The sequence below is a fragment of the Hahella sp. CCB-MM4 genome, assembly GCF_002260525.1.
Lineage (GTDB): Bacteria > Pseudomonadota > Gammaproteobacteria > Pseudomonadales > Oleiphilaceae > Hahella.
In genome coordinates this window covers 481,135-500,584 of record NZ_MRYI01000003.1, presented here as the reverse complement: position 1 = coordinate 500,584, position 19,450 = coordinate 481,135, and the positions used below count along the sequence as shown (strand labels likewise).

Annotated in this window: 20 protein-coding genes; all 20 read right to left on the bottom strand. The window is 48.2% G+C overall.

Translation table 11 applies throughout. From position 1 onward, the window contains the following. Nucleotides 1–5: 5 nt before the first annotated feature. Nucleotides 6–1,064: a hypothetical protein gene (locus tag BTA51_RS09350; RefSeq protein ID WP_094707164.1), complete on the bottom strand. Its 1,059-nt coding sequence runs from the start codon at nt 1,062–1,064 to the stop codon at nt 6–8. Further along, nucleotides 1,048–1,647: a DUF4255 domain-containing protein gene (locus tag BTA51_RS09345; protein ID WP_094707163.1), complete on the bottom strand. Its 600-nt coding sequence runs from the start codon at nt 1,645–1,647 to the stop codon at nt 1,048–1,050. Before BTA51_RS09345 ends, BTA51_RS09350 begins: the two co-directional genes overlap by 17 nt. Next, nucleotides 1,644–3,425, bottom strand: coding sequence for a hypothetical protein (locus tag BTA51_RS09340; protein WP_094707162.1), 1,782 nt, complete (start codon nt 3,423–3,425; stop codon nt 1,644–1,646). The genes BTA51_RS09345 and BTA51_RS09340 overlap by 4 nt, the downstream gene beginning before the upstream one ends. 8 nt (nt 3,426–3,433) lie before the next feature. Beyond that, entirely contained in the window at nt 3,434–4,306 is an 873-nt protein-coding gene (locus BTA51_RS09335) for a hypothetical protein (RefSeq protein WP_094707161.1), read from the bottom strand. Beyond that, nucleotides 4,303–5,511: a hypothetical protein gene (locus tag BTA51_RS09330; RefSeq protein ID WP_094707160.1), complete on the bottom strand. Its 1,209-nt coding sequence runs from the start codon at nt 5,509–5,511 to the stop codon at nt 4,303–4,305. The genes BTA51_RS09335 and BTA51_RS09330 overlap by 4 nt, the downstream gene beginning before the upstream one ends. Beyond that, nucleotides 5,501–9,184, bottom strand: a complete 3,684-nt coding sequence (locus BTA51_RS09325) for a baseplate J/gp47 family protein (protein WP_094707159.1) — start codon at nt 9,182–9,184, stop codon at nt 5,501–5,503. Before BTA51_RS09325 ends, BTA51_RS09330 begins: the two co-directional genes overlap by 11 nt. Beyond that, entirely contained in the window at nt 9,181–9,576 is a 396-nt protein-coding gene (locus BTA51_RS09320) for a GPW/gp25 family protein (protein WP_094707158.1), read from the bottom strand. Before BTA51_RS09320 ends, BTA51_RS09325 begins: the two co-directional genes overlap by 4 nt. A 2-nt stretch (nt 9,577–9,578) precedes the next feature. Next, the gene (locus BTA51_RS09315) at nt 9,579–9,974 is read right to left on the bottom strand and encodes a PAAR domain-containing protein (RefSeq protein WP_094707157.1); all 396 of its coding nucleotides are present in this window, start codon (nt 9,972–9,974) and stop codon (nt 9,579–9,581) included. 59 nt (nt 9,975–10,033) lie between these two features. Next, nucleotides 10,034–10,711 (bottom strand): phage baseplate assembly protein V, encoded by a 678-nt coding sequence (locus BTA51_RS09310; RefSeq protein WP_094707156.1) that lies wholly within the window; start codon nt 10,709–10,711, stop codon nt 10,034–10,036. Between the two features lie 10 nt (nt 10,712–10,721). Next, nucleotides 10,722–11,762: a phage late control D family protein gene (locus BTA51_RS09305; protein ID WP_094707155.1), complete on the bottom strand. Its 1,041-nt coding sequence runs from the start codon at nt 11,760–11,762 to the stop codon at nt 10,722–10,724. 2 nt (nt 11,763–11,764) lie between these two features. Further along, entirely contained in the window at nt 11,765–12,397 is a 633-nt protein-coding gene (locus BTA51_RS09300) for a peptidoglycan-binding protein LysM (protein WP_094707154.1), read from the bottom strand. Then, nucleotides 12,397–14,022 carry a hypothetical protein gene (locus tag BTA51_RS09295; RefSeq protein WP_094707153.1) on the bottom strand — a complete coding sequence of 542 codons (1,626 nt, stop codon included), beginning with the start codon at nt 14,020–14,022 and terminating at the stop codon, nt 12,397–12,399. The genes BTA51_RS09300 and BTA51_RS09295 overlap by 1 nt, the downstream gene beginning before the upstream one ends. Then, nucleotides 14,023–14,487: a phage tail protein gene (locus BTA51_RS09290; RefSeq protein ID WP_094707152.1), complete on the bottom strand. Its 465-nt coding sequence runs from the start codon at nt 14,485–14,487 to the stop codon at nt 14,023–14,025. Nucleotides 14,488–14,500: 13 nt separating this feature from the next. After that, on the bottom strand, nt 14,501–14,701 hold the full coding sequence (locus BTA51_RS30885; protein WP_094707151.1) for a DUF6760 family protein: 201 nt from the start codon (nt 14,699–14,701) through the stop codon (nt 14,501–14,503). Beyond that, nucleotides 14,698–15,066 (bottom strand): phage tail assembly protein, encoded by a 369-nt coding sequence (locus BTA51_RS09280; protein ID WP_094707150.1) that lies wholly within the window; start codon nt 15,064–15,066, stop codon nt 14,698–14,700. The genes BTA51_RS30885 and BTA51_RS09280 overlap by 4 nt, the downstream gene beginning before the upstream one ends. 41 nt (nt 15,067–15,107) lie before the next feature. Further along, nucleotides 15,108–15,551 (bottom strand): phage tail protein, encoded by a 444-nt coding sequence (locus tag BTA51_RS09275; protein WP_094707149.1) that lies wholly within the window; start codon nt 15,549–15,551, stop codon nt 15,108–15,110. 13 nt (nt 15,552–15,564) lie between these two features. After that, complete coding sequence (locus BTA51_RS09270; protein ID WP_094707148.1) at nt 15,565–17,163, bottom strand: phage tail sheath C-terminal domain-containing protein; 1,599 nt, start codon at nt 17,161–17,163, stop codon at nt 15,565–15,567. A 37-nt stretch (nt 17,164–17,200) separates the two neighbouring features. Next, entirely contained in the window at nt 17,201–17,902 is a 702-nt protein-coding gene (locus BTA51_RS09265; protein ID WP_141215568.1) for a hypothetical protein, read from the bottom strand. Between the two features lie 47 nt (nt 17,903–17,949). Next, nucleotides 17,950–18,546: a hypothetical protein gene (locus tag BTA51_RS09260; RefSeq protein ID WP_141215567.1), complete on the bottom strand. Its 597-nt coding sequence runs from the start codon at nt 18,544–18,546 to the stop codon at nt 17,950–17,952. Between the two features lie 163 nt (nt 18,547–18,709). Continuing rightward, nucleotides 18,710–19,351, bottom strand: a complete 642-nt coding sequence (locus BTA51_RS09255) for a hypothetical protein (RefSeq protein ID WP_094707145.1) — start codon at nt 19,349–19,351, stop codon at nt 18,710–18,712. Nucleotides 19,352–19,450 lie beyond the last annotated feature (99 nt).

Here is a 19,450-nt window from a genome sequence, read left to right as displayed (position 1 = left end):
GCCACCTATATGTAGATATACTGGTCGGAGAAAGCTTGGTTTTGATCAACCACCAGTTGTGTCATTGCGGGGGAGGGAAGATGATCAATCAATACCCCCTGAGTGCTGCTGCGCAGAGAGAGTCCTGCTAAGCCATCACTTGAGAGGGGGATGGGGGTTTGTGAGTCGAACCGCGAGGCAGGCAGACCCTTTTTGATGGTGACTGCTTGGGGAGCGCCAAATTGATAGCGGTCATTGGTGCTATCAATCGTGAGTTTTCCAAAGGCGTGTTCTGAACGATATTTTTTGATGACGAAATAGCGCCAGGTGGTTTGCTTGGCCGGTATGGTCAGGACAAATTGTTTCTCTTTAATCTCCCCGCTATGAGGGGTGACGAACTGCCCGTCAGACGCTACCAGAGGACCTGTCTGCAGGGTGAGTACCGCCAGCGGTGGGCGCCATTGTAGTGCGGGATCGACATAGAAACTGCTCTGCAAAAGGTTGTCTTGATACAGCCGGTATTCGCCGGGAGGATAGCCGGAAAGATTGATTGCGATGCCCTGGGGCGTTTTGCTAAGCGTTTCGGCTGGTAAATCACAGCCGCTGTTTACTTCGCGAATCACCCAGCTGCCACTATGATTGCGGATCGGCCAAGTGAATTGAGTTGTTTGTAAGGGGAGCCAGTTGGCGCGACTCTCCCAGGGATTGTTGCCTGATGGTGGCGGCAGCGAAGGCATCTGCTGATTATCACAACTACTGTTGCGCAGATTTAAAATGCTGTTGTGCGGTAGTTGGGACGGGAACTCGGATATCTCTTTTAGGGGCACTTCCGCAGGGTAGAGTGCGAAGGTAAAAGCCTGGGTACTGCGTAATATCTCAGGGGCGAGGTATTGTTCCCCGCGGGGTGATTTTTGTACCTCGCAGAACAGCAACAGTTGATTATCCGCGAACTTGAGTCCGGCACGGCTTTGGCGCAACAAGCGCTGACATTCGGGGGTAGGCTTGATCTCCAGCAGTCGGGGTGGATGTGCTGAATAGTAGTCATGCTCCAGGGTAAAGTGGCAGAGTTTATGGTAGGTGATCATTATCACCTCCGTCGCGATTGTTGATAATGATATCGATGCTTTCTACCACGCTGTCGATATGTTCGATCATCTGCTCTTGTATTTCGATAGAGCGTAGACGATACATGACAGACGGCATGTAGCGCCCTCCGAATAAACTCCAGGTATGGTTGTGTTCAGATACATTCTGGGTAAACAGTGTTATACCGAAAGGGTTCATATCCTTATTCATCTCAGGGCAGTTGCTATGGTCAAAATAGTTTTTGCTTTGAAAGCAGGCCATTGCCGCAGAGATGTATTTTAGTGACTCGGTGTAGTCATTGAAGTTGGCGGCAATGACAATTTCCAGGCTTAGAATGACCGGCGGAAGTATCTTCTCATATTCACTCTGCGCAATACTGGGCTGGTACTCTGTCTCCACCACCCGATCTTCGACGATCCGATAGAGAGTGATTCCCAGCGAGTTAAGAGGAATCGTGGATTGCCCGTTTTGATCAATAACCGACGTCAGTACCACCTTCTCTTCGATCTGATCGATCTGGAGCTTTAGGCGGATAAACTGGCGCAAGGTATTGCGGACAAGAAGCATTGCCTGATCGATCATGACGATGCCCCTCCGCCATCATCAATAAACATCCACAATGAGGCAGTGAATCCCAGCCACTGGAAGCCATTGTTGGTTTCACCAGGCTTAACCGTAATCGTCAGATTTCCCTTTTGAATGCTTTGATCCGCTACCGCACCCGGTGCCTGATTGTTTACATGGGGGTTATTCAGCTCGGTTGGTGCCTGGACCTGAAGCATGCCGGATAGTTCACTCTGAATGGAGCCAAGATCGCTGCACCCTTCGATAACGATACGATACATTAGCGAGCTGGTTTTCAGCGCTTTGTTCAGTGATGCAATGTCAAAAGTGATCGGGCTATTCACCGGGTCCCAGCTGACAAACTTATGGAAATCACGGATGACAGCTCCACCCTGGCTGGCAAGGCTGGTATCGGCTGTGACTTGATTACTGTTGAAGGTTCCTGTGGTGGTAAAGCTCGCTGCGCTGATATTGCCTTTGGCTATTATGTTCTCTGCCACGCTAACGCCTTGGGTGACTTCCAGGTTCTTTGTGGTGACCTTGTTGGTGACGGTGATATTCTGGTCAACAGTCAAATAGCCGGACGCGCTGATATCTGTCGCTTGTATATTGTCGTTAAAGGTTGCATTCCCTTTCAGGTTTAATCCTTGGCTTCCGGTGATCAATGCCCCGACATTCAGCGTTGAGTTGATATCTGCGGTATTGACAGTTATCGACTCGTTTATATTGAGCGCCTTAAATTGGGATGTGCCCTGTGTGGCGTTGACGGCATTAGTGAGGGTCAGGTTGTTACCACTGAGATCTCCTGCAACGCTAACGGAGCCTTGGCTGACATTCAGATTACCGGTCTCGATTTTCAAGTCACCGGAGGGGATGGTAATACCGCCATTTGCGGTAAATGTATTATTGACTGCAAAGTTATTGTTAATGGTCAGGTCGGTGGTAGTGAGGGAGTCATTTACTACGATGCTCTTGGCGGTGATATTGCCATTGCTGATGTCGAGACTGCTACCGGTAAAGGTGGCGGATTCTGCAGTCAGTGCACCATTGCAGTTGATCTGGGCTGTCGCGGTCAGGCTATCGGCATAGATTCCCCCGCTGACTTTCAGTGCGCTCCCGGGTGGCATCGAACTGATTGCACCTGGGTTGCCGACAGAGAGGGAGCCATTTGCGGCGAGGTTGCCATTCAGTACCAGATTGTATTGGTCATAGCCTGGAGAGGTGATACCGAAAACAGTATTTATGTCATAGATAAAGGACTTTTCCTGATAGTCAATCTGTGGCGTTTGCCCCGGGGCAACGGTAACCTTGCCCAGTATCACAAGACTCTTATCTGAACCGGGTGACTGGCTGCTGAAGCCCACCTTGGGTTGTTCCACAATGTGAATATAGTCAGGCCCTTTGTCCTGATCCATATTCTGTTTGATGGTCTGGTAGGTGAGGGTGACATAGAAACTACTGCTGTTGTTAAACGCCTCCGGGGCTGTAGTACTGAGTTCATCGGGCAGCAGCAGTCCGGTGCAATAGGGTTGTGTATTTGCCTCGTTAACCTGGCATTGAGCAAATCCGGCAGCGATGGTGATAATCCACTGGCTGGAGTTGTTGCCGTTATTGGTGACACTGTTCTCCTTCACGCTAAGTGTGAGGCCGGAGGCAACTCCGAGCGCTTGATGGATATATTGATTATGATAGCCCAGCATATCCATGCCGTACTGCTGCTCAGTGGTAAAATCACTGGCTTGTAGAAAAAGGCCGTTGTAATAATTTAGCCTGGTCGGGTAGCTATTTTCACCCATGATAACCTCTATGATGGATTTTCCTGAAGACGCTGTGGTTGTTGGGTATAGATCTGTTTGCTCAGTTCAGCGGGAATATCTTCACACCAGCTATTGATGGTGTGGGTCTCCTTTTGCAGGGTCAGAGATGTATTGACACCTACGGTACAGCTCCCTCTGGCACCCACTTCAAGTGGGGTCGTGGTGTAATTAAGTTGATACTGGGTTTGCACCGGTTTTTCCGCATTGATACAGCTGATGATGTTGCTGACCCGTTTGAAGAGCGATTTTTGTCGTTCTGGATAGGGGCCTGATACGGAAATCGTTAGGTTGATAATAAAGAAACAACCGAACATTCGTCCGCCGGGAATCATGTTCTCTTTTTTTGACTGCCCGGCCACTTCACCAATACGGCCTGAGCAAAAAAAGATTTTCGGATTGTCTGTAATCGGCTTGCGATAAAAGCCGATACCGAAACTGCCCAATATCTCAATGACCTGGGCAGGATAGGTGGTCAATATGGTGAACAGCGCCTCCATTCCCGATTTGGTGGTGCGAATACGGTAGATTGGGATAATCTGCTTGATCATCTGCTTAAGCTGGAAGTAGCTCCAATCTTGCTGTGGCATAACACCCAGGCAGCGAGCCATCCAGGGGCCCAGGTCATCAAATAGTGATAGTGGTATTTGATCCGGGTCGGAGTAGCGTGATGCGTTATCGACAATACGTCCGTAGGAGATCAACCCCTCCATGCCGAACTCTTGGGGAAGGGACTCTTTTCGTGTCAGTAGTGCTTCAAAAATCGATAAAAAGCCTGCCAGGTCCTGGTTCAGATTATCATCCTGATACGTGAAGCTGACTGGCAGAAGATCGAGATAGCTGGAGATAGGGTTATCACTCATAGCCCGTCTCCTGTTTGATGATTATTTGATTGAAGATCGCTTTGCGAATTCAGCGCCAGTGCTACCACTTCAGTGTTAACGGTGCCGATAAGTTCTTTAACGATCACCGATGAGAACGCTGGATTCTGGATATCTTCAGCTCTCACAACCTTTACCAGTTTCTGCATCTCCTTTTTGTTATCCACTATTTCAACGCTCTTTTGCTGATCAGAGGATTGTCCCGGGCTAGTGGGAACTGGTTTGTAACTGTGGAGAAGGACGCGATCCACCATTTCGACGCCGTCCACTTCGCCAATCAGGCGAATAAGGTCGAAGCTGACCAAGGGGTCTCCCAACGGCCAGCCGTTATTGTTGCGTCCCCCGTAGAAGGGGCTGACATATTGGTTTATTTTTCGCTTGATCGCACTGATCACCAGTTCTGACCTGCTAGAGCTGCTGAATTTGATATGGACCATTAAGTCGATATTGGTGTAGTGCACCTGCCGTACTTGAAGCAGGGTGCCTAGCGCTCTTCTCGGTACAATGAAATTTTTAATCGCCATCAGCATCTGTGGTACGTTTAGCTGGAAATCCTGGTTATCCTGCTGAGCTGGGGGGCCAAAATCGTTTTCGGTATATGAGATATCAGGAGCGGTGTTGACGATAATATCGATACGCTTTACCGTCTCTGCACTGCAGACTTGGACATCGGCATCGATAAAGATTCGTCTGAGCTGTTGAAGGTGATCTAAATCCAGTTGACGATAGTTAATGCTGTTGTCGGGAAGGACGCCCTTTTGTCGAGCCTCTTCGGTGTAGTAGGCATCTACTGAGAGAGCCATATAGTCCACTTCCGCAATCGCTCTGTTGCTGGATGTCCAGTATGCCTGGACCTTGGAGGCGACGTCGGCAATACCCTCTTCCGTCTGGGGGATGGGCCAGTTTTCTACAGCATCCAGCAGAACAGTGTGATATTTGTCTTCTGGAGGATAGGATTGCTCGCCGACAATCAGCTTCAGGTAGTTGTAGTAGCTCAGATCGGTAATGGTATTGGCCCGGTACAACAGGGATTCGCTTACCCAGCTTAATAGCTCCAGCAGTGTGATACCGGGATCTGATGGATTGAAGTCCGTCCAATCGCTTGAGTATTGGGGGATTGAACGAACCAATTCATCTACTAGTTGTTGATAGCTGAGATCATCAAGATTCGGTATTTCAATCGCCATTGCCACCTCCCTGTGCAGGTGGTGCAGCAGGCTCTTCAAACTGGATGTCGAAGTTGCCAGGCAGCGGCAGAGTTTTGCTGTTGAGTTTGATAAAGTTTAGTGTTTGTCCGTGGCTGTTGTCGTCATCTATCTGCGGATCATTAGCAGGGCCTGGGCCATTCTCAGGTACCGGTGATGTTGTACCGCTATCAGCCAAATAGGGGAGCACTTTCAATGAATAGACTCCGGTAACACCTGGTACGTTGAGGATTACTCCGTTTACCTGTGAGGTGTAAATTGTCGAGGCGAAGTCCCATCCCTTGCTATCGTATTGCCCTTCCACCGGATCAAAAAACTGGCTGAGCGCGGCTTGCAGGTCAGAGTAAACCGATGTTTGGGTAAATCCGCTTTGGATGACGATGGTGGCATGGACATCTATCTTCTGGTAGTCGGGGGCACGGATGATAATCTGCTGCTTGAGTGTCGGCAGGGCCCTATCCTGAAGATAATTGAGTACGTTTTCCGTTAGCTGGGCACCTGGGTAGTAGCTGCCGTACTGGTGACTTGGAACAATAATCACCTCGATATAGTGGGGGGTGGTTTTATTCTGATAACAGCTGGCCCGGGCAACCAGATTGGTCGACTGAAGCGCCAGTAATTGAAAGTCCTCTAATGTTACCGCCCGGTCCCGGGTTTTTATGTTTTTGGGAATGCGCTCCAGGAATTGCTCTATCGTTTCCTGGCCCTGTTTTCCGTAGGCATCCTCATAATTTGTGACTGATTTTACGTTCGGGATGTTTTTAAGCAGCTTAGTGAGCTGGTTTGCACTTGGCATATCCGCATTGTTGTTCCCACGGCGAAACTCTGCGGCGACAATGTTGTTTTTCAATCCTGGGGGGATCATTCCCTGTACGCCGTTGCCAAACTGAATGGTGCCGGTTTCGTAGTCAATGGTGTAGTGCCTTGACTTAGGAGTGGAGAGCCTTAGATTCGGTACGGCATGCCAGCATACCCATATCTCCTGCACCCCTCCGTTGTCGACGATACGGATCGCATCAGCACCTTCCTCCAGCTTGATGATTTTAGCTTGGTCGGGTTCGGGATAGGTGCTCTCTCTGATCTCTATCTTTTGTTCGGGGTAAACCAGATAGGGGGTGATTTGAAATTGTTGATTGGCGGTCTTGTTACTGGTCCCTAAAACCTTGTTGTATTCTGTTGTATAGCCCTCCGCCCACACTGAGTTGGGATAGATGCCTTTCATCTCAATGCCGATAGGTGCTTCCGCCTGAGACTTTTTATCTTTGTTATCTCCAGCCTCTTCTACACTGTCATCTACTTTTGGCAAGGGCCTGAGTACTAAGGTAAATCGAACCCACCACAGCGGCTTATCCAGTGCAAAGAGGGTGAGAGGAGTGGCCGCGTCTGGTAGCTTCCAGGTAATAATACCGCTTTTTATTAACCCTTCCGTCTGGTCGATGTCGACAGGCAGGGATTCCCAGCCCTGATTTGAATAGTATTCATAGAGTACGTCATAGTTCTGGGTATTAATGGTCGGTTTTGACGGATTGGGAATGGAGAAAGAGAAGTATGCTGTCCAGAATTGTTCACACGGCAGGCCGCTAAAACCGAGATAAAAAAGCGGTGTCCCACAGATTTTGTAAAACGGATAGAAGGGCAATGGTGGGTTAACCTTGATCGTAAAATTATTATTTGTGATGGTGTCAGAGATCGTTGCAGCGCTCTTTTTATACTGTAGTGTCATCTGATTCATGTACGGGGGGACGCAGTCTTTCTTGCTGGCGATGGTCCACCCTTGTTCAGAAAGGTATTTGAGAATGGTCTCCAGTGTTATGTTCTCGGAGAGGTATTTCTCCATGTTGCTGTCCAGCGAGGGATTAACCTTGTTCAGTCCGGAGTCATTGAGGATATTTTCTGCCCCCTTGACCGTGACAACCTTGTCGTAGTTGAAGAGATCATCGACAGAAGATTTCTTCAGTAGATTTTCCAGTGCTTTTAAGGGATCGCCGGTAATGAGGTCGGTAAGCGCAGAGAAGAAGCCTTTCTCCAAGGATACGTTTTTGTTCTCAAAATTCGCCAGCTTCATCAACTCATAGAGTAGAAAGTTACTCTGGTCCGGTATCACATCTGATTGCCAGTTGTTGCTTAGTTTGACCAGCTCTGAATTCAGGTCGTTCCCCAACTGTTGTTGTTCATCCAGATTGATGGGGGTTAGCACATAGCGGCTACCGTAGTCTCCTTGTAAGATCCTTATTCTTATCCAGCGACTTGCCACTTCGTTTATTTTCGTTTGCTCAATTGCCGGGCAGATGAAACGAATGGTTATCTCTGTTGCCGAGGTACTATCGCTCACAGAGGTGGTGTCGCTCTCAAAGGAGATCATCTGCTGGTTTGGGATGGGTTGCCATGCGCCATTATCATATTTTTCGACGGTGGTATTGCTTTGCAGATCAAGCCACTCTTCGCCGTCCCAATATTGCCATGCCAGCTTCAGGTCATCACTGCCTTTTCCCGGATTAACGTTCATGGAGAGGGTGACTTCAAATCCCTCGATGAAGGCTTCATTATTGCCGAAGTAGAAGGTGTCCATTACCGCTGGATTATTTCCAAAGATGTAGAAGCCTTTTTGTGCACTAACCTCCCCGTCATTGACAAACAATTTGTCCCAGGCAAGATTGCTGGCGCTAAGGTCAAATTTTATATCCGTGATTTGTGCGAGCAGAGGTTGTTCCGGCCCTACCAGGCTGGCATGTCTCTGTTGCCTGCTCTGTTGCTTGCTCTGTTGAGATGACAGCTGATCAAGCAGGGGAATCTTATCTTGGTTTAGCTGACAACCCAGCCAGTTGCAGAGTTGTCCCTCTACGATGGCTGCAGGAATAAGTAACTTGGTAAAGCTAAGGGACAAAAGTGAGCCGGATACTGTGGTCAGCGGCGCCGGATTCAGGAACTGGCGCTCTCCCTTGTCGTCATAGATAAACCAGCGAAAAAGCGTATCAATATCACTCGCTATCTGCTCATCAAAAGGGGCTGCGAAGGTAATATTCAATACCAGGGCGGCAGGGGTGTGGTAGTCAAAATATTTGCTGCTTAAATGGAGTGTATGGGTGAAGGGCACGATGCTGCTTTCCGGCATTTCTTCTTTGTATTGGGTGCTGCTGCCAAAAATGCTGAACAACTGATTCCTGGATAGGACGACGCCACTCAAATCGATATAGCCATCATCAACGGGGGAAATGGTATACGCTGCCATTAGCGGGATATTGGTGGCATTAAGCGGGGTTATGGTTTCATAGATAACCTTTTGGTCTTTGGCGGAAGCAACTTGCGAACCCGTGGGAATGACTACGGGCTGAGTAACATCGGTCGAGAGTTCATAGGAAAGAAGAACCTGTGCCGGTTTGGGGAGTTGCTCTTGCAGACCAAGAAATTGATAAAAGCTTAATAGCTGTTTATGGGGGATGAGGTTGAAGCGCCGTGATAAGGTATTGCTTAGCTGCGCAAACAGTTTTAACAGGACAACACCGATGTCCTCTTCATCCACCTCAAGCTGGTTGATGTTGCTCCATTGTGGACAGTAGATTTTCGCCAGGGCAAGCGCCTGCTGGTAAATATCCGCAGTGCTTCTCGGATCCACTTTACCTGGCGATAGCGGCCACTGATCCGGGTCCTGATTCACGACGAGGTACCTTGCAAGTAGAAGGGATAAACCAGGTTTCTGGATGAGTTAACGGCTTTAACAATATATTCCAGGCATATGTTGAGCTGATTGCCGTTGTGCGCATCCTTTTCCACTCTGACTGATGTCAACTCCACCCGAGGCTCAAACTTGCCGATGGCATCCTGCACCAGGAACTCAAATTGTGTCGCCAATGCGGTGTTATTGGCCTCAAAGACCAACTCGTTTATGCCACAGCCATAATCCGGGCGCATCACCCGCTCGCCTTTGCGGGTGCTTAGTATCTGCATGATGGATTGGGCGATAAGATCATCGCCTTCGGAACTTTTTACTATCCCTTTGCTAAAGCTGAAGGGATAGTTGACACCATTGCCTAGAAAGTTTTTATCCACCGTTAACCACCAATTAATACTGTACTGACCGCGATAACCGTGCCAATGGGTAGTTCTGTGGGATCATTACAGGTCAGGGCGGTGTCACCGGCACGAGCGGCCATTTTGTTATTGATAAAGACCGTTGCGCTGCCCATGATGATCTTGCCACGGTTGCTGGGTGGTGTCTGGAAGGGGCCTCCGACAGGAATATGTGGCGGGATGTTATTAGCGACCGAGCCCACAGTAGCTGCCGGCATTCCCATAATTTTGACATTGCTGCTCAGGCTTTCATTGATAATGCCATTGAACGGATTGGGGAGCGGAGTCGGAATGGGCCCGCCTGGCGATGGTATCAGTACGATATGTGTATCGACTGCCACCACCTGATCTCCTTGCTTTGCACCTGGCATCCCCATTGTCTTCTCCTTAAGTATCGTTAGTGCGTTCTCTCACTTAGTTAAGGTTGATTTAGTGCTTAGTTAAGGTTGATAGTAACGCCCTTGATTGTCACTGTTGCTCCTGCTTTCATTTCAGTGGTAGCTCCCGATTCCATAGTGAGTGAGGTGTCAGCGTTTAGCTTGATTTGTCCTCCCTTCAGTGAAATGGAGCTGGTGCCGTTAAGCGCGATATCTTTGGCATTGATGGAGGCGGTTCCCTTTGGTGCTTCGAGCTTAATATCCTTATCACTGCTGATGCTAATGGTGTTGTCGTTGCTGGTAATCACTATTTTGTTGTTGGTTGTTTTATCGATAATTTCAATCTTTTCCGCGGAGGATTTGTCGTCAAAGCGTATAACATGCCCGCTGCGGGATTTGATCTCACGAATATTATTTTCACCGTCTTGATTGTTTTGCGGTGGGGTATCCACACCGTTATATAGTGCACCGATAATGTAAGGGGTGTTGATATCACCAAACTGAAAGGCAACCAACACTTCATCACCTACCTCTGGGAGAAAATAACTGCCTCTGTCTTTTCCTGACATTAGGCAGGCAATGCGTATCCAGTCTGATTCCAGAGTATTGTTCAGCAATGGGTAGCGTACCTTTACCCTGGCCAGATTTTTGGGATCTTTGTTATCGGTAACCAGTGCATTGATAACGCCATGCATCAGTGGTTGATCTGTCAGTTCCGAGTTGAGAAGTTCATCCATCTTATTTGCCTTATATTGCTGTCTTTTTCACATCAAACTGGGTTTGATAAGAATCACTGTTAAGCGTATGGGTAGCGGAACTGATGTAGTAAATGCCGCTGAACTTCTTTCCTATGCCCTGGACTTCGATGGTTTTTCCGGCTCGAATATCAACATTGCCCAGGCACTGCCCGTTGCCTGTAATAAAATCAAGTAGCAGCTCGTTGTATTTGTCTCGGGCTAAACTCTTGGCATTACTGATATCTTCCGGATTGGAAGCTTGTAAAACGATGGGGGATTTGCCGCTGGAGAGTTTGAAGCCGCTCTCAGACTTACCCATTTTGCTATCCTCATCTCCTTCACTGGCACTTCCTGAGAACTCCTCTTTCTTGAAAATATCCCAACCACGCACCTCGACAGAGCTGCCCTGATTCAAATTGTTAACGGTGACGGAAAAGTCAAATAGGTTGATGCCGAATTTCAGCGTTGTAACCGGAGATTTGTTCTCCTGTGATTGTCTGAAAATAAGGGATTTTTCCGTGGCGCCAAGCTCATAACTGATACGCTTCGCCCGTTCCAGCAGGAACTGGAAGTTACTTTGGTTATCCTGGATGACGCTGTCGTATCGGGTATCAGTGCTGTCCACTTCTGCTGCAAGGTTTTCACGGGTAGCGATTTCCGATGCGATTTCGCTATCGGACTTTTCCGTATATTGCTTGGTGATGGTGCCGAAGGTCAGCTTGTGGAGCCACGAGAAGCCGCTTATCTCCACGCTGGATTCATCACCGAAAGTGACGTTTAAACTGTCGATTGAGCCGGAGATAAGCTCCTTGGTTTTATCCATGCCCAGGTATATGTCGATACGATCTCCAATGGCAAACATATCCAGGTCGATTCCCTGCCATGTCCCTTTCAACAGATTGACGGTGCTATAGCGAAAGCTAAAGGAGGAGGGCATATCAAGGTCATCCTTAACCATCACATAGGAAATGTATTTTTTGACATCATTGGCCAGCTTGCTACCGTTGAGATAGATGTCAAAATTTGGGACTTCTATCTGACGTGTCGTCATGGTTACAGCGGCTCCTTATTGGCAATATCAGGGATCAATAACTGTCTTCCCAGGTCCTTGGCTGTGGGAAACGTTAACGGGTCCTCAATACGATTGGTCTCGGCTATCAGGCTCCATAGGGCAGGGTTGTTGAGGGTTTCATTAGCGATAATATCGAGTCTATCACTGGATTTAACCTCCCAGAATTTGACGCAGGCCTCTTTGCCCGAGTAGTCACTCTCCTCTTTGTCTGTGGGCCAGGAGGTAAACGTCACCTGTAACTCTGCTCTCACCGGTACACCGGTAGAGAGAAACATGGTGAACTTTTGTTGAACCTTGCTGACAACGCCCCGGTAGCTGAAACCGCCCCAACTGAATAGGCATATCGGGGGACGCTTAGTATTCGTTCCCGATATGGTTGGAATCGCCAGATCAGCTACTTTCTTGGTGTAATCACGAATGTCGCTGCCCTCGGCATAGCTATCAAAGAACAGGGAAACGCTAAAGTCTTCCAGGTCGCTACGGTTGTATTGCAGGTTGCCATTGCTCTGTGAGTATTTAGCACTGGTAATGACTTCATACTCCTCTGGGTTGAACATCACCTCGAGCTTTTCATTACCTTTATCGACATTGATGATAGTGGCTTTACTGACCATCAGAGCAATCCTCTTCGGCGTTTTTCAAAGCGCAGGCGCTGGTTAATCAGCTTATATACCTCATCTGCCAGTTGACGAAACTGAAACTGAGTGAACTCTGGTAACTGATGACTCTTAACCACTTGAGGTGGGGCCGCCTGGCGTGTTATCTGCGGTGGTATGTTGGCCTCTTTTTCACCGCTATACTCTTGGGTGCGTAGCGCGCTCTGTTTGTCACGGGGTGTCTGCGCCTTGCTCTCGGGGCCTCTCTCCTTTTTACGGAAGATAAACTCCTGCTTGGTTTTATCAAGCAGGCGGATAGTGGGCGTGGTGCTTTTGCCTGTCGTCTCCAACTGGCTGCCTGCGGGCAATTGTGGCTGCGGCGATAGCGCTAATCTCATTCGTGGGACGATCATCGGGGGGGAGTATATTCCTGCGGTCGCCCCTCCGGTCATGGTGGTTGAGCTGTTTCGGGTTGTAAGTGGTATCAGGTGCGTTAAGTGCTTCCGTAAATAGTGGTAGTTTCCTTTTTCCCCGGTGGGAGGCTGGAGCTCGGGGACGTTGGGAATCGTACCTTTAGTGGCCAGAAAGTGATTTGTGGCCAGAAAGTGACTAGTGGCTAGAAAGTTGCGCTTGTCCAGGATCTGCCCAATGTGCGTGCTGATTGCCTGCGAAGAGGCTTCGTTGGCGGATCTATCGCTCTTTAGCAGATATTTGTCCGCCATACTATGCTTTTTCGCAACGAGTGCATGGAGGTGTGGGTCCATATGTCGGGATAGGGTATAGGGCAGATATTGGCGAATGTCCTGATACTGCTTGTCGTACTGTTTAACCAGAATATCCCCACCAGGGGATTCGTTTCTTCGGCTTAGGTAGTCAGTCAAACTTGAGAGATATGAAGTGTGATGCCGGCTATCCTTATTAAAGGTATTGAGTATCAACGGGCGGCTGATTATTGGCTGCTGGGCTTTGGGGGCTCTCTTTGCGGATTGACTGCCGCTAGTTGAATCTATGGTATGGCGGTTACCTGCCACTTTATCCCGGTATTGAGAAAGAAGTTTGAGCGCAATGCGACTTGCCAGTTGTAGCAGAGGCGTGAAGCGAATTGAGGTAGAGGATGGCGGATTCTTCCTCATGAGTGTGCTCGGTAGTGCCTGGTTCCACTTCGGGTTATGGAACGAATCGTGTCGATACGAGCGAGGGACGGGCGGTTGAAACGCTTTACCTAACCATTTTACCGAGACGCGCCCAGGGATTGCTCTGGTGCCGCTTTCTGCAAGCGATAGATTGCCGCTGGATAGCGGGAGACGAGTACGACCACTTTGCAGCAAGACAAGTTTGTTGACGACCTGATGCAGAGGGGAAATGAGGTTGTGAATGTGGGTCTGTTTGTCGATGTAGGTATGGCGTTGGGTTAGGCTGTTCAGTATCATTTTGCGTGGATAGTGAAAGATCATCTCCGGGTATGAGGAGACAATCTGTTGCCGTCCCTGGTAGCGGTTGATAATGGCATCTGAATAGGTGTGGATGTCCTTCAAGTGGCATTTCAAGGGGAGTAGCGCCCCATTGCTGACGGTGGACAAGCCAGCAGCCGAATCTCCGCGCAAGCAGCTAACAGGTGACATGGGCTTAATCACGCTGATCATTTACACACCCTTTTTCAGCTCTCGGTAGGTCAGGGTAAGGCTATGAGTAGCGATATCGTTGCCTTTAGCATCCAGGCTGGGACCATCCCAGCGAATTGGGTAGGCCTGATAAAAACTCCAGTATTTAAGGTTTTTTGACCCTAGATCATAAAGATAGATACTGCCGCTGCGAGGCTGTATCTTTCCTTCTACAGTGCTTTGAAACCAATTCCACATATAGTCATATTGTGAGACGCCCTGCTTCAATACCAGGTCGGTATATGTGGCCTGCTTGATAAATTTATATTCCGTATGATTTTCACCACCGAACCTTCGTCGCTCTACCTCCAGCTCTATTCCCAGTCCTGATACCTCGCTGTAACCCGCTGCCAATATGCCATCCACTTCAACGACAAAGTTAAAGTTACGGAAAGGATCAATAAGGTGGGATAAGCCCTGATTAATTAACCCTTGAATCGTTGACATAGCTGTACCCCGCTTACGTTATTGAAAGTATGGAGGCTGAAGAGCTTGTTGCATCCTGATCTTCATTGATCTTGCGATTTATCGCACTGGTTTGGGATATCCACTGCTGTCGTTCAGTGTGCTCCATTTCCAGTAGGCTCTCGTAGCTCCAATGCAGGTAGTAGCCTAAAAATGCTATCTCCTCGTGCAGGCGTTCAAGGGGATAGCATACTATTCCCCCGAGAAGCTGATCTCCGTCTCGAACTCATGCTTGCATTGTGGACAGACTGCTGAAAACTCCATGCCATCCTTATGGTTGATGCGGTTATAGGTGTCCTGTAAAAAGGCAAAATCAGCACTGAACAGGTTCTCGACGATCTGGGTGTTTATGGCATCAAGAGATCCGAGGCGGGTGATAACCCGGGATAACAGAATGACGGAAAGGTAGCCGGGGTTTTGTTGTACCCGGGGATCCCTCATCGGCTGTATCTCATCACCAGCAGTCGCCAGGCGCATGGTCACCTCTTTGTGAAGGTTTCCGTGGCTGTCAATGTATCCACGGGGCAATGTCAGTTGATATTCGGTTTGCAAAACACTCATGAGATCTATCCTGTTCAACTTATATAGGAGAGGCGAGCGGGTTATTTAACCCGCTCGATACCTTCGTGAGTAATCTCAAAGGTCTCTATCAATACATCATTGCCTTTGGCATCCAGTGAGCCCGCTTCGTATTTGGTTGGCCAGGCGTATACGATGTCCCAACGGCTTTTATCCGCACCGGTCTCATCGATCAGGATAATCGAGAGATTTTTTCGGGCACTGCCGGCACCGGTGGTCTCTACCTGCTTTTTCCACTTATAAAGGTCAAGGCTGTCTGTAATTCCTCGTTTAAGGCTTACCGAGCCCGAGCTGGTAAGGCCGGAGAGGTGGCGAGTTCCGGGTGGATAGGTACCTTCACGATATTCGATATCCGCAGTCGTTGAATCCGGAATGGTCACTTCGGAAAAGCCAGCGATCTGAATACCATCGATTTCCACTCTGAAACGAAAATTTTGATACGGGTCTACTCTTTTTCCTGTACTCATAATTTAAGTCCTTTTAGGCTGGCAGGGTTTTTTGACCGATGCGAATAATGACGAACTCAGCGGGAAATACCGGTGCGATTCCTATTTCTATAACGAGCTCGCCATTTCTGCGTTGTTCCGGTGGGTTGTTCTCAGCATCCACTTTGACAAAGAATGCCTCTTCAGCAGATGAACCGGCAAATGCACCTTCCCGCCATAGCGATGTTAGAAATACGGTGATGTTGCGGATAATTGTTCCCCATAGTTTGGGGGTGTTGGGCTCAAACACAATCCAGTTGCTGCTCTGCTTTATAGATTGCTCAACAAAAATAAACAGCCGCCTTACATTGAGGTATTTCCATTCGCTGGCATCACCAGCTGTTGTCCGTGCGCCCCAGATACAGACGCCAACTCCCTTGAACGTACGAATATCATTGATACCGTTCATGTTCAGGTTGCCCAAGTCGGTTTGGGTGACCTTTACCTGCTCGTTTAATGCGAGGTTCAACACCCCATCTACGACACCCGCAGCCGGTTTGAAAACACCCACGGAGTTGTCTGTTGCGGCGTAAGCACCTGCCACAGCACCGGAGGGGGGAAGGTAGATGTATTGATCAGGAGGATTTGCTGGTGGTGTGCTGCCTGCCGGTAGCGGTGGATAATAGAGATCAGGATTGGAAATTTGGATATAGGGATAATAAACCGCACCAAAGCCCTCATAGGGAAGCAGTGTCATGTCGTCGACAAAACTTTGCAGTTGTGAAGGGGTATTATAGTTTGCATAGCCGGAGGGAACATCTGCAATAAAGAAACAGTCTCCCCGGTTTTTGCAGTAGTCGAATGTTTGGGTCAAAGCTGTTTTCAGGTTTTCCCCAGTTAGGTCGGTTAGGGTGAGATCGGGTATGAGGATGAGATTAACATCATCGACAACATCATATTTTTGCAAGCCACCATAAAGAGTGGCCCAGGTAAAATTGTTACCACTCGGTGGTGGAGTATTGCCACCGCTACCTCCGCCACCTGTGGGATCTTGACCTCCTTCCAGATTTGCCTGATCAAATTCTATTAACTCATCACTGCCTTGTGCACCACTAGCCAAATCAATAGTTACCAGCTTAGATTTTCCATTTACCTCGTTCATGATGTCGCTTAGATTGACTGATGGGCCTGCACCATAAGTCGTGGTGTTTATCTTCAAGCTTTTGGTGAAGGTGGTACCGGTATATGAAACAGTAATGTTGTTACCGCTCGTTCCCACATCTTTTGCTGTGACGACAATCTGGTTGTTGAATGTCTTTGTTGCCTTGGTGCCTGGGCTGTTGCCGCCCTGCTGAGGGGGAGGCGTCCCACCGCCTTGAGTCGCACCGTTGATATTCACGATATAGCATTGGCTCCCCCCTTGTTGAAAGAATGCATAGACGGAATAGGCTAGGAGGCTGGTTGTCGGGGGAAGAAAACCTCCATAGTTGGATCTGAATTCGGTAAAACTGGTGACAAGTCTCGCCTCATTGGTATAGTTCGTTGTCTGGCAATACCCCACAAAACCGGCAGTAGAGGTGCTGACCCCGACGATACTTGGCGGAGTTTGTACTTCTTCTATATAGACTCCTGGTGCTTTATAAGTTGTTGGCATTATTGAAGACTCCCTGCATGTGCGTTTTTGGGGTTGCTCAGTTACCTACCAATTGCCTATATGAAACATTGGCTTGTGTTGTCGGTGTTTTTGATGCATTGACGATTAATAAGCTTTTTCCCAGCTTGTCATTCAGGGAAAGATCAATGGAGTTGTTTTTGGTCATTTTTATATTTGTATTGTTATCAAATTCAGCTTCGCCGTTGACGGTATACGTTATTAGCTCATTGCCGATGAGCACGACAAATATAGCCTCTTCAAAAGGGGCGTTGAGTTGTAAATAGGCGCTGCTGGCAGCAATGTTGCCCCCTGCTGTCTGATACTGTGCGAGTGGTATTGGACTAAAATCATCCTTAAGGGGCAGGTTGGGTGGCGTGGTTATCCCATAAAAATTAAGCTGCAATGACGCCTCATCCGAGATGCTTAGGTTGGTAACGGTTATCGCTGCACCGTTCCAGTTGTTTGGCCATAGCTGTGGAGTGGGATCACCGATTGGAAGGGTGCGTATACTACTGTCCCCACCGAATGCAAAGCTGTATTTGACTTCAAATCCCGCCAGTGCGGATGAAACATTACTGATAAGAAGCAACATCGGGCTCTTAAGTGTTTCGGCTGAGACTTGGTTGCCTCTTTGCAATACAACGGCTTTACCATTTGCTTCCAATGATGCGGCTGCAGAAATAACGCAATAAAGGGTTAACACCAGTGTGAAAGCGGCCATTTTAACTAGTGATTTCATACTGTTATTCTTATTGTTTAGCATTAACGACACTCTATGGTGGGTGGTTAGTTACTTATCGTACACGTGCTCGGAGTTACTGATAGGTTGAAGAGCGCCACATAGACTCCTTGCCAGTTATTTGAGAATTGATATTGATCATTCTCTATGTATTGAATATCTTCTGATATGTATTTGTAAGCACTTGGATGTGATGATTCGCTGGTGCTAATAGCAAAAAATTCAGGGCTATTATTTCCATTAACGTACGCAATGAGTGCTGGACTTGCACAATATATGTAGTAACTTTTCAGCTTAGCTAGAGTTTGTTCACTCACCGATTCATATTGCGATAGAGTGACTGTTCCACCTCCGTCGGGAAACTGGTAGGTTGTCTCAGCTGACAGGCCGTAAATTCCAACTTTTGTCACACCCTCTCCCGGCGGAGTGCTCTCTATACGAATCGCGTTATTATTAAAGTCTTGGCTATAAGGCCATATGACTGGTTCACCACGAGGCAGAGAAATAACCTCACGATTACTACCATATCTGATTGATATAGTGCTCGAATTATTGTTTACGCTTTGTAGCGTAATAATCTGGTATCGACTTGATTGTAGCGCTTGCGCAGTTTCCCCAAGCTGCAGTGCTACTGTGTCATTCATTATGAGATCAATGGCTGTTGCCGGGGGTTGTGAGGCCAGGGCTTGCACAGTCCATAAGCGACACATTAGTAGTAAAAAAATACTCCCTATTGCTTTCACTGTAGCCTGCTACTTGATTCAAAAAAAGGGGGCGTACCTTAAGGCACGCCCGCTTTACAGTAACTTAGAACAGTGAAACTTCTACATCAGTGTTTGCACCGATTGAGACGTTGACCACTGTCAGAGTTGCACCAAAGAAGTTTGCAGATACCGAGTAGGTATTGTCTGATTCTGCGGAGAGCTGGTTGGAATCTATCAGGTTTTTGTAAGGAGTGCTTAGTGCACCCTTGTCAATGTTCAAAGCAACAAATGCGGGAGGATTAGCGCCTTGCAGAATGGCTACCAGTGCGGGATCACGGGCTTTGATTTGCAGGGTGCGGGTTTGTGCAGGAGTTCTGAAGCTGACAACGCCGTACTGCTGGATGTTAGCGCTTGAGCCGTTGCAGTAAGGCAGTACTGCCGGCATACCAAAGTAACCAACGTCGAAGTTGGCACTGTTATCACCACTGGTGTTGGTAATGGTTACACGGTTGTTAGACCACTGAGTGGAGATTGGATAAGGGATAGGCTGGCCAGCTGGAATTGGTGGCGCTATAGATGACGGCAGTGTGGTAGCGCCACTCTGTACGCGATAGGTTGCTTCCAGATTTGTTGGTTGGATAACAAAGAAGCTGCTATCTGCTGTGGACGTTGGGTTAGTGGTATCTGCAGATTGAGTAGCTGGCAGTCCAACTGGTCTGTTATTCAGAGATAGAGGTGTAGTCATATTCAAATTCCCTATTTATTAGACAGGTTATAAACGATTTATCAACGAAGATTCTTTAATCACTCTTTTTTAGAATCCATCTTCAGGGACACTGTATAT

What these genes read in the sequence shown, in the direction of transcription:
- BTA51_RS09260 (WP_141215567.1), bottom strand. Translation starts at nt 18,546, where the DNA reads ATGAATGACACAGTAGCACTGCAGCTTGGGGAAACTGCGCAAGCGCTA.
- BTA51_RS09255 (WP_094707145.1), bottom strand. Translation starts at nt 19,351, where the DNA reads ATGACTACACCTCTATCTCTGAATAACAGACCAGTTGGACTGCCAGCT.
- BTA51_RS09295 (WP_094707153.1), bottom strand. Translation starts at nt 14,022, where the DNA reads ATGATCAGCGTGATTAAGCCCATGTCACCTGTTAGCTGCTTGCGCGGA.
- BTA51_RS09290 (WP_094707152.1), bottom strand. Translation starts at nt 14,487, where the DNA reads ATGTCAACGATTCAAGGGTTAATTAATCAGGGCTTATCCCACCTTATT.
- BTA51_RS09345 (WP_094707163.1), bottom strand. Translation starts at nt 1,647, where the DNA reads ATGATCGATCAGGCAATGCTTCTTGTCCGCAATACCTTGCGCCAGTTT.
- BTA51_RS09340 (WP_094707162.1), bottom strand. Translation starts at nt 3,425, where the DNA reads ATGGGTGAAAATAGCTACCCGACCAGGCTAAATTATTACAACGGCCTT.
- BTA51_RS09310 (WP_094707156.1), bottom strand. Translation starts at nt 10,711, where the DNA reads ATGGATGAACTTCTCAACTCGGAACTGACAGATCAACCACTGATGCAT.
- BTA51_RS09330 (WP_094707160.1), bottom strand. Translation starts at nt 5,511, where the DNA reads ATGGCGATTGAAATACCGAATCTTGATGATCTCAGCTATCAACAACTA.
- BTA51_RS09270 (WP_094707148.1), bottom strand. Translation starts at nt 17,163, where the DNA reads ATGCCAACAACTTATAAAGCACCAGGAGTCTATATAGAAGAAGTACAA.
- BTA51_RS09300 (WP_094707154.1), bottom strand. Translation starts at nt 12,397, where the DNA reads ATGGTCAGTAAAGCCACTATCATCAATGTCGATAAAGGTAATGAAAAG.
- BTA51_RS09315 (WP_094707157.1), bottom strand. Translation starts at nt 9,974, where the DNA reads ATGGGGATGCCAGGTGCAAAGCAAGGAGATCAGGTGGTGGCAGTCGAT.
- BTA51_RS09275 (WP_094707149.1), bottom strand. Translation starts at nt 15,551, where the DNA reads ATGAGTACAGGAAAAAGAGTAGACCCGTATCAAAATTTTCGTTTCAGA.
- BTA51_RS09350 (WP_094707164.1), bottom strand. Translation starts at nt 1,064, where the DNA reads ATGATCACCTACCATAAACTCTGCCACTTTACCCTGGAGCATGACTAC.
- BTA51_RS09280 (WP_094707150.1), bottom strand. Translation starts at nt 15,066, where the DNA reads ATGAGTGTTTTGCAAACCGAATATCAACTGACATTGCCCCGTGGATAC.
- BTA51_RS09335 (WP_094707161.1), bottom strand. Translation starts at nt 4,306, where the DNA reads ATGAGTGATAACCCTATCTCCAGCTATCTCGATCTTCTGCCAGTCAGC.
- BTA51_RS09265 (WP_141215568.1), bottom strand. Translation starts at nt 17,902, where the DNA reads ATGAAATCACTAGTTAAAATGGCCGCTTTCACACTGGTGTTAACCCTT.
- BTA51_RS09305 (WP_094707155.1), bottom strand. Translation starts at nt 11,762, where the DNA reads ATGACGACACGTCAGATAGAAGTCCCAAATTTTGACATCTATCTCAAC.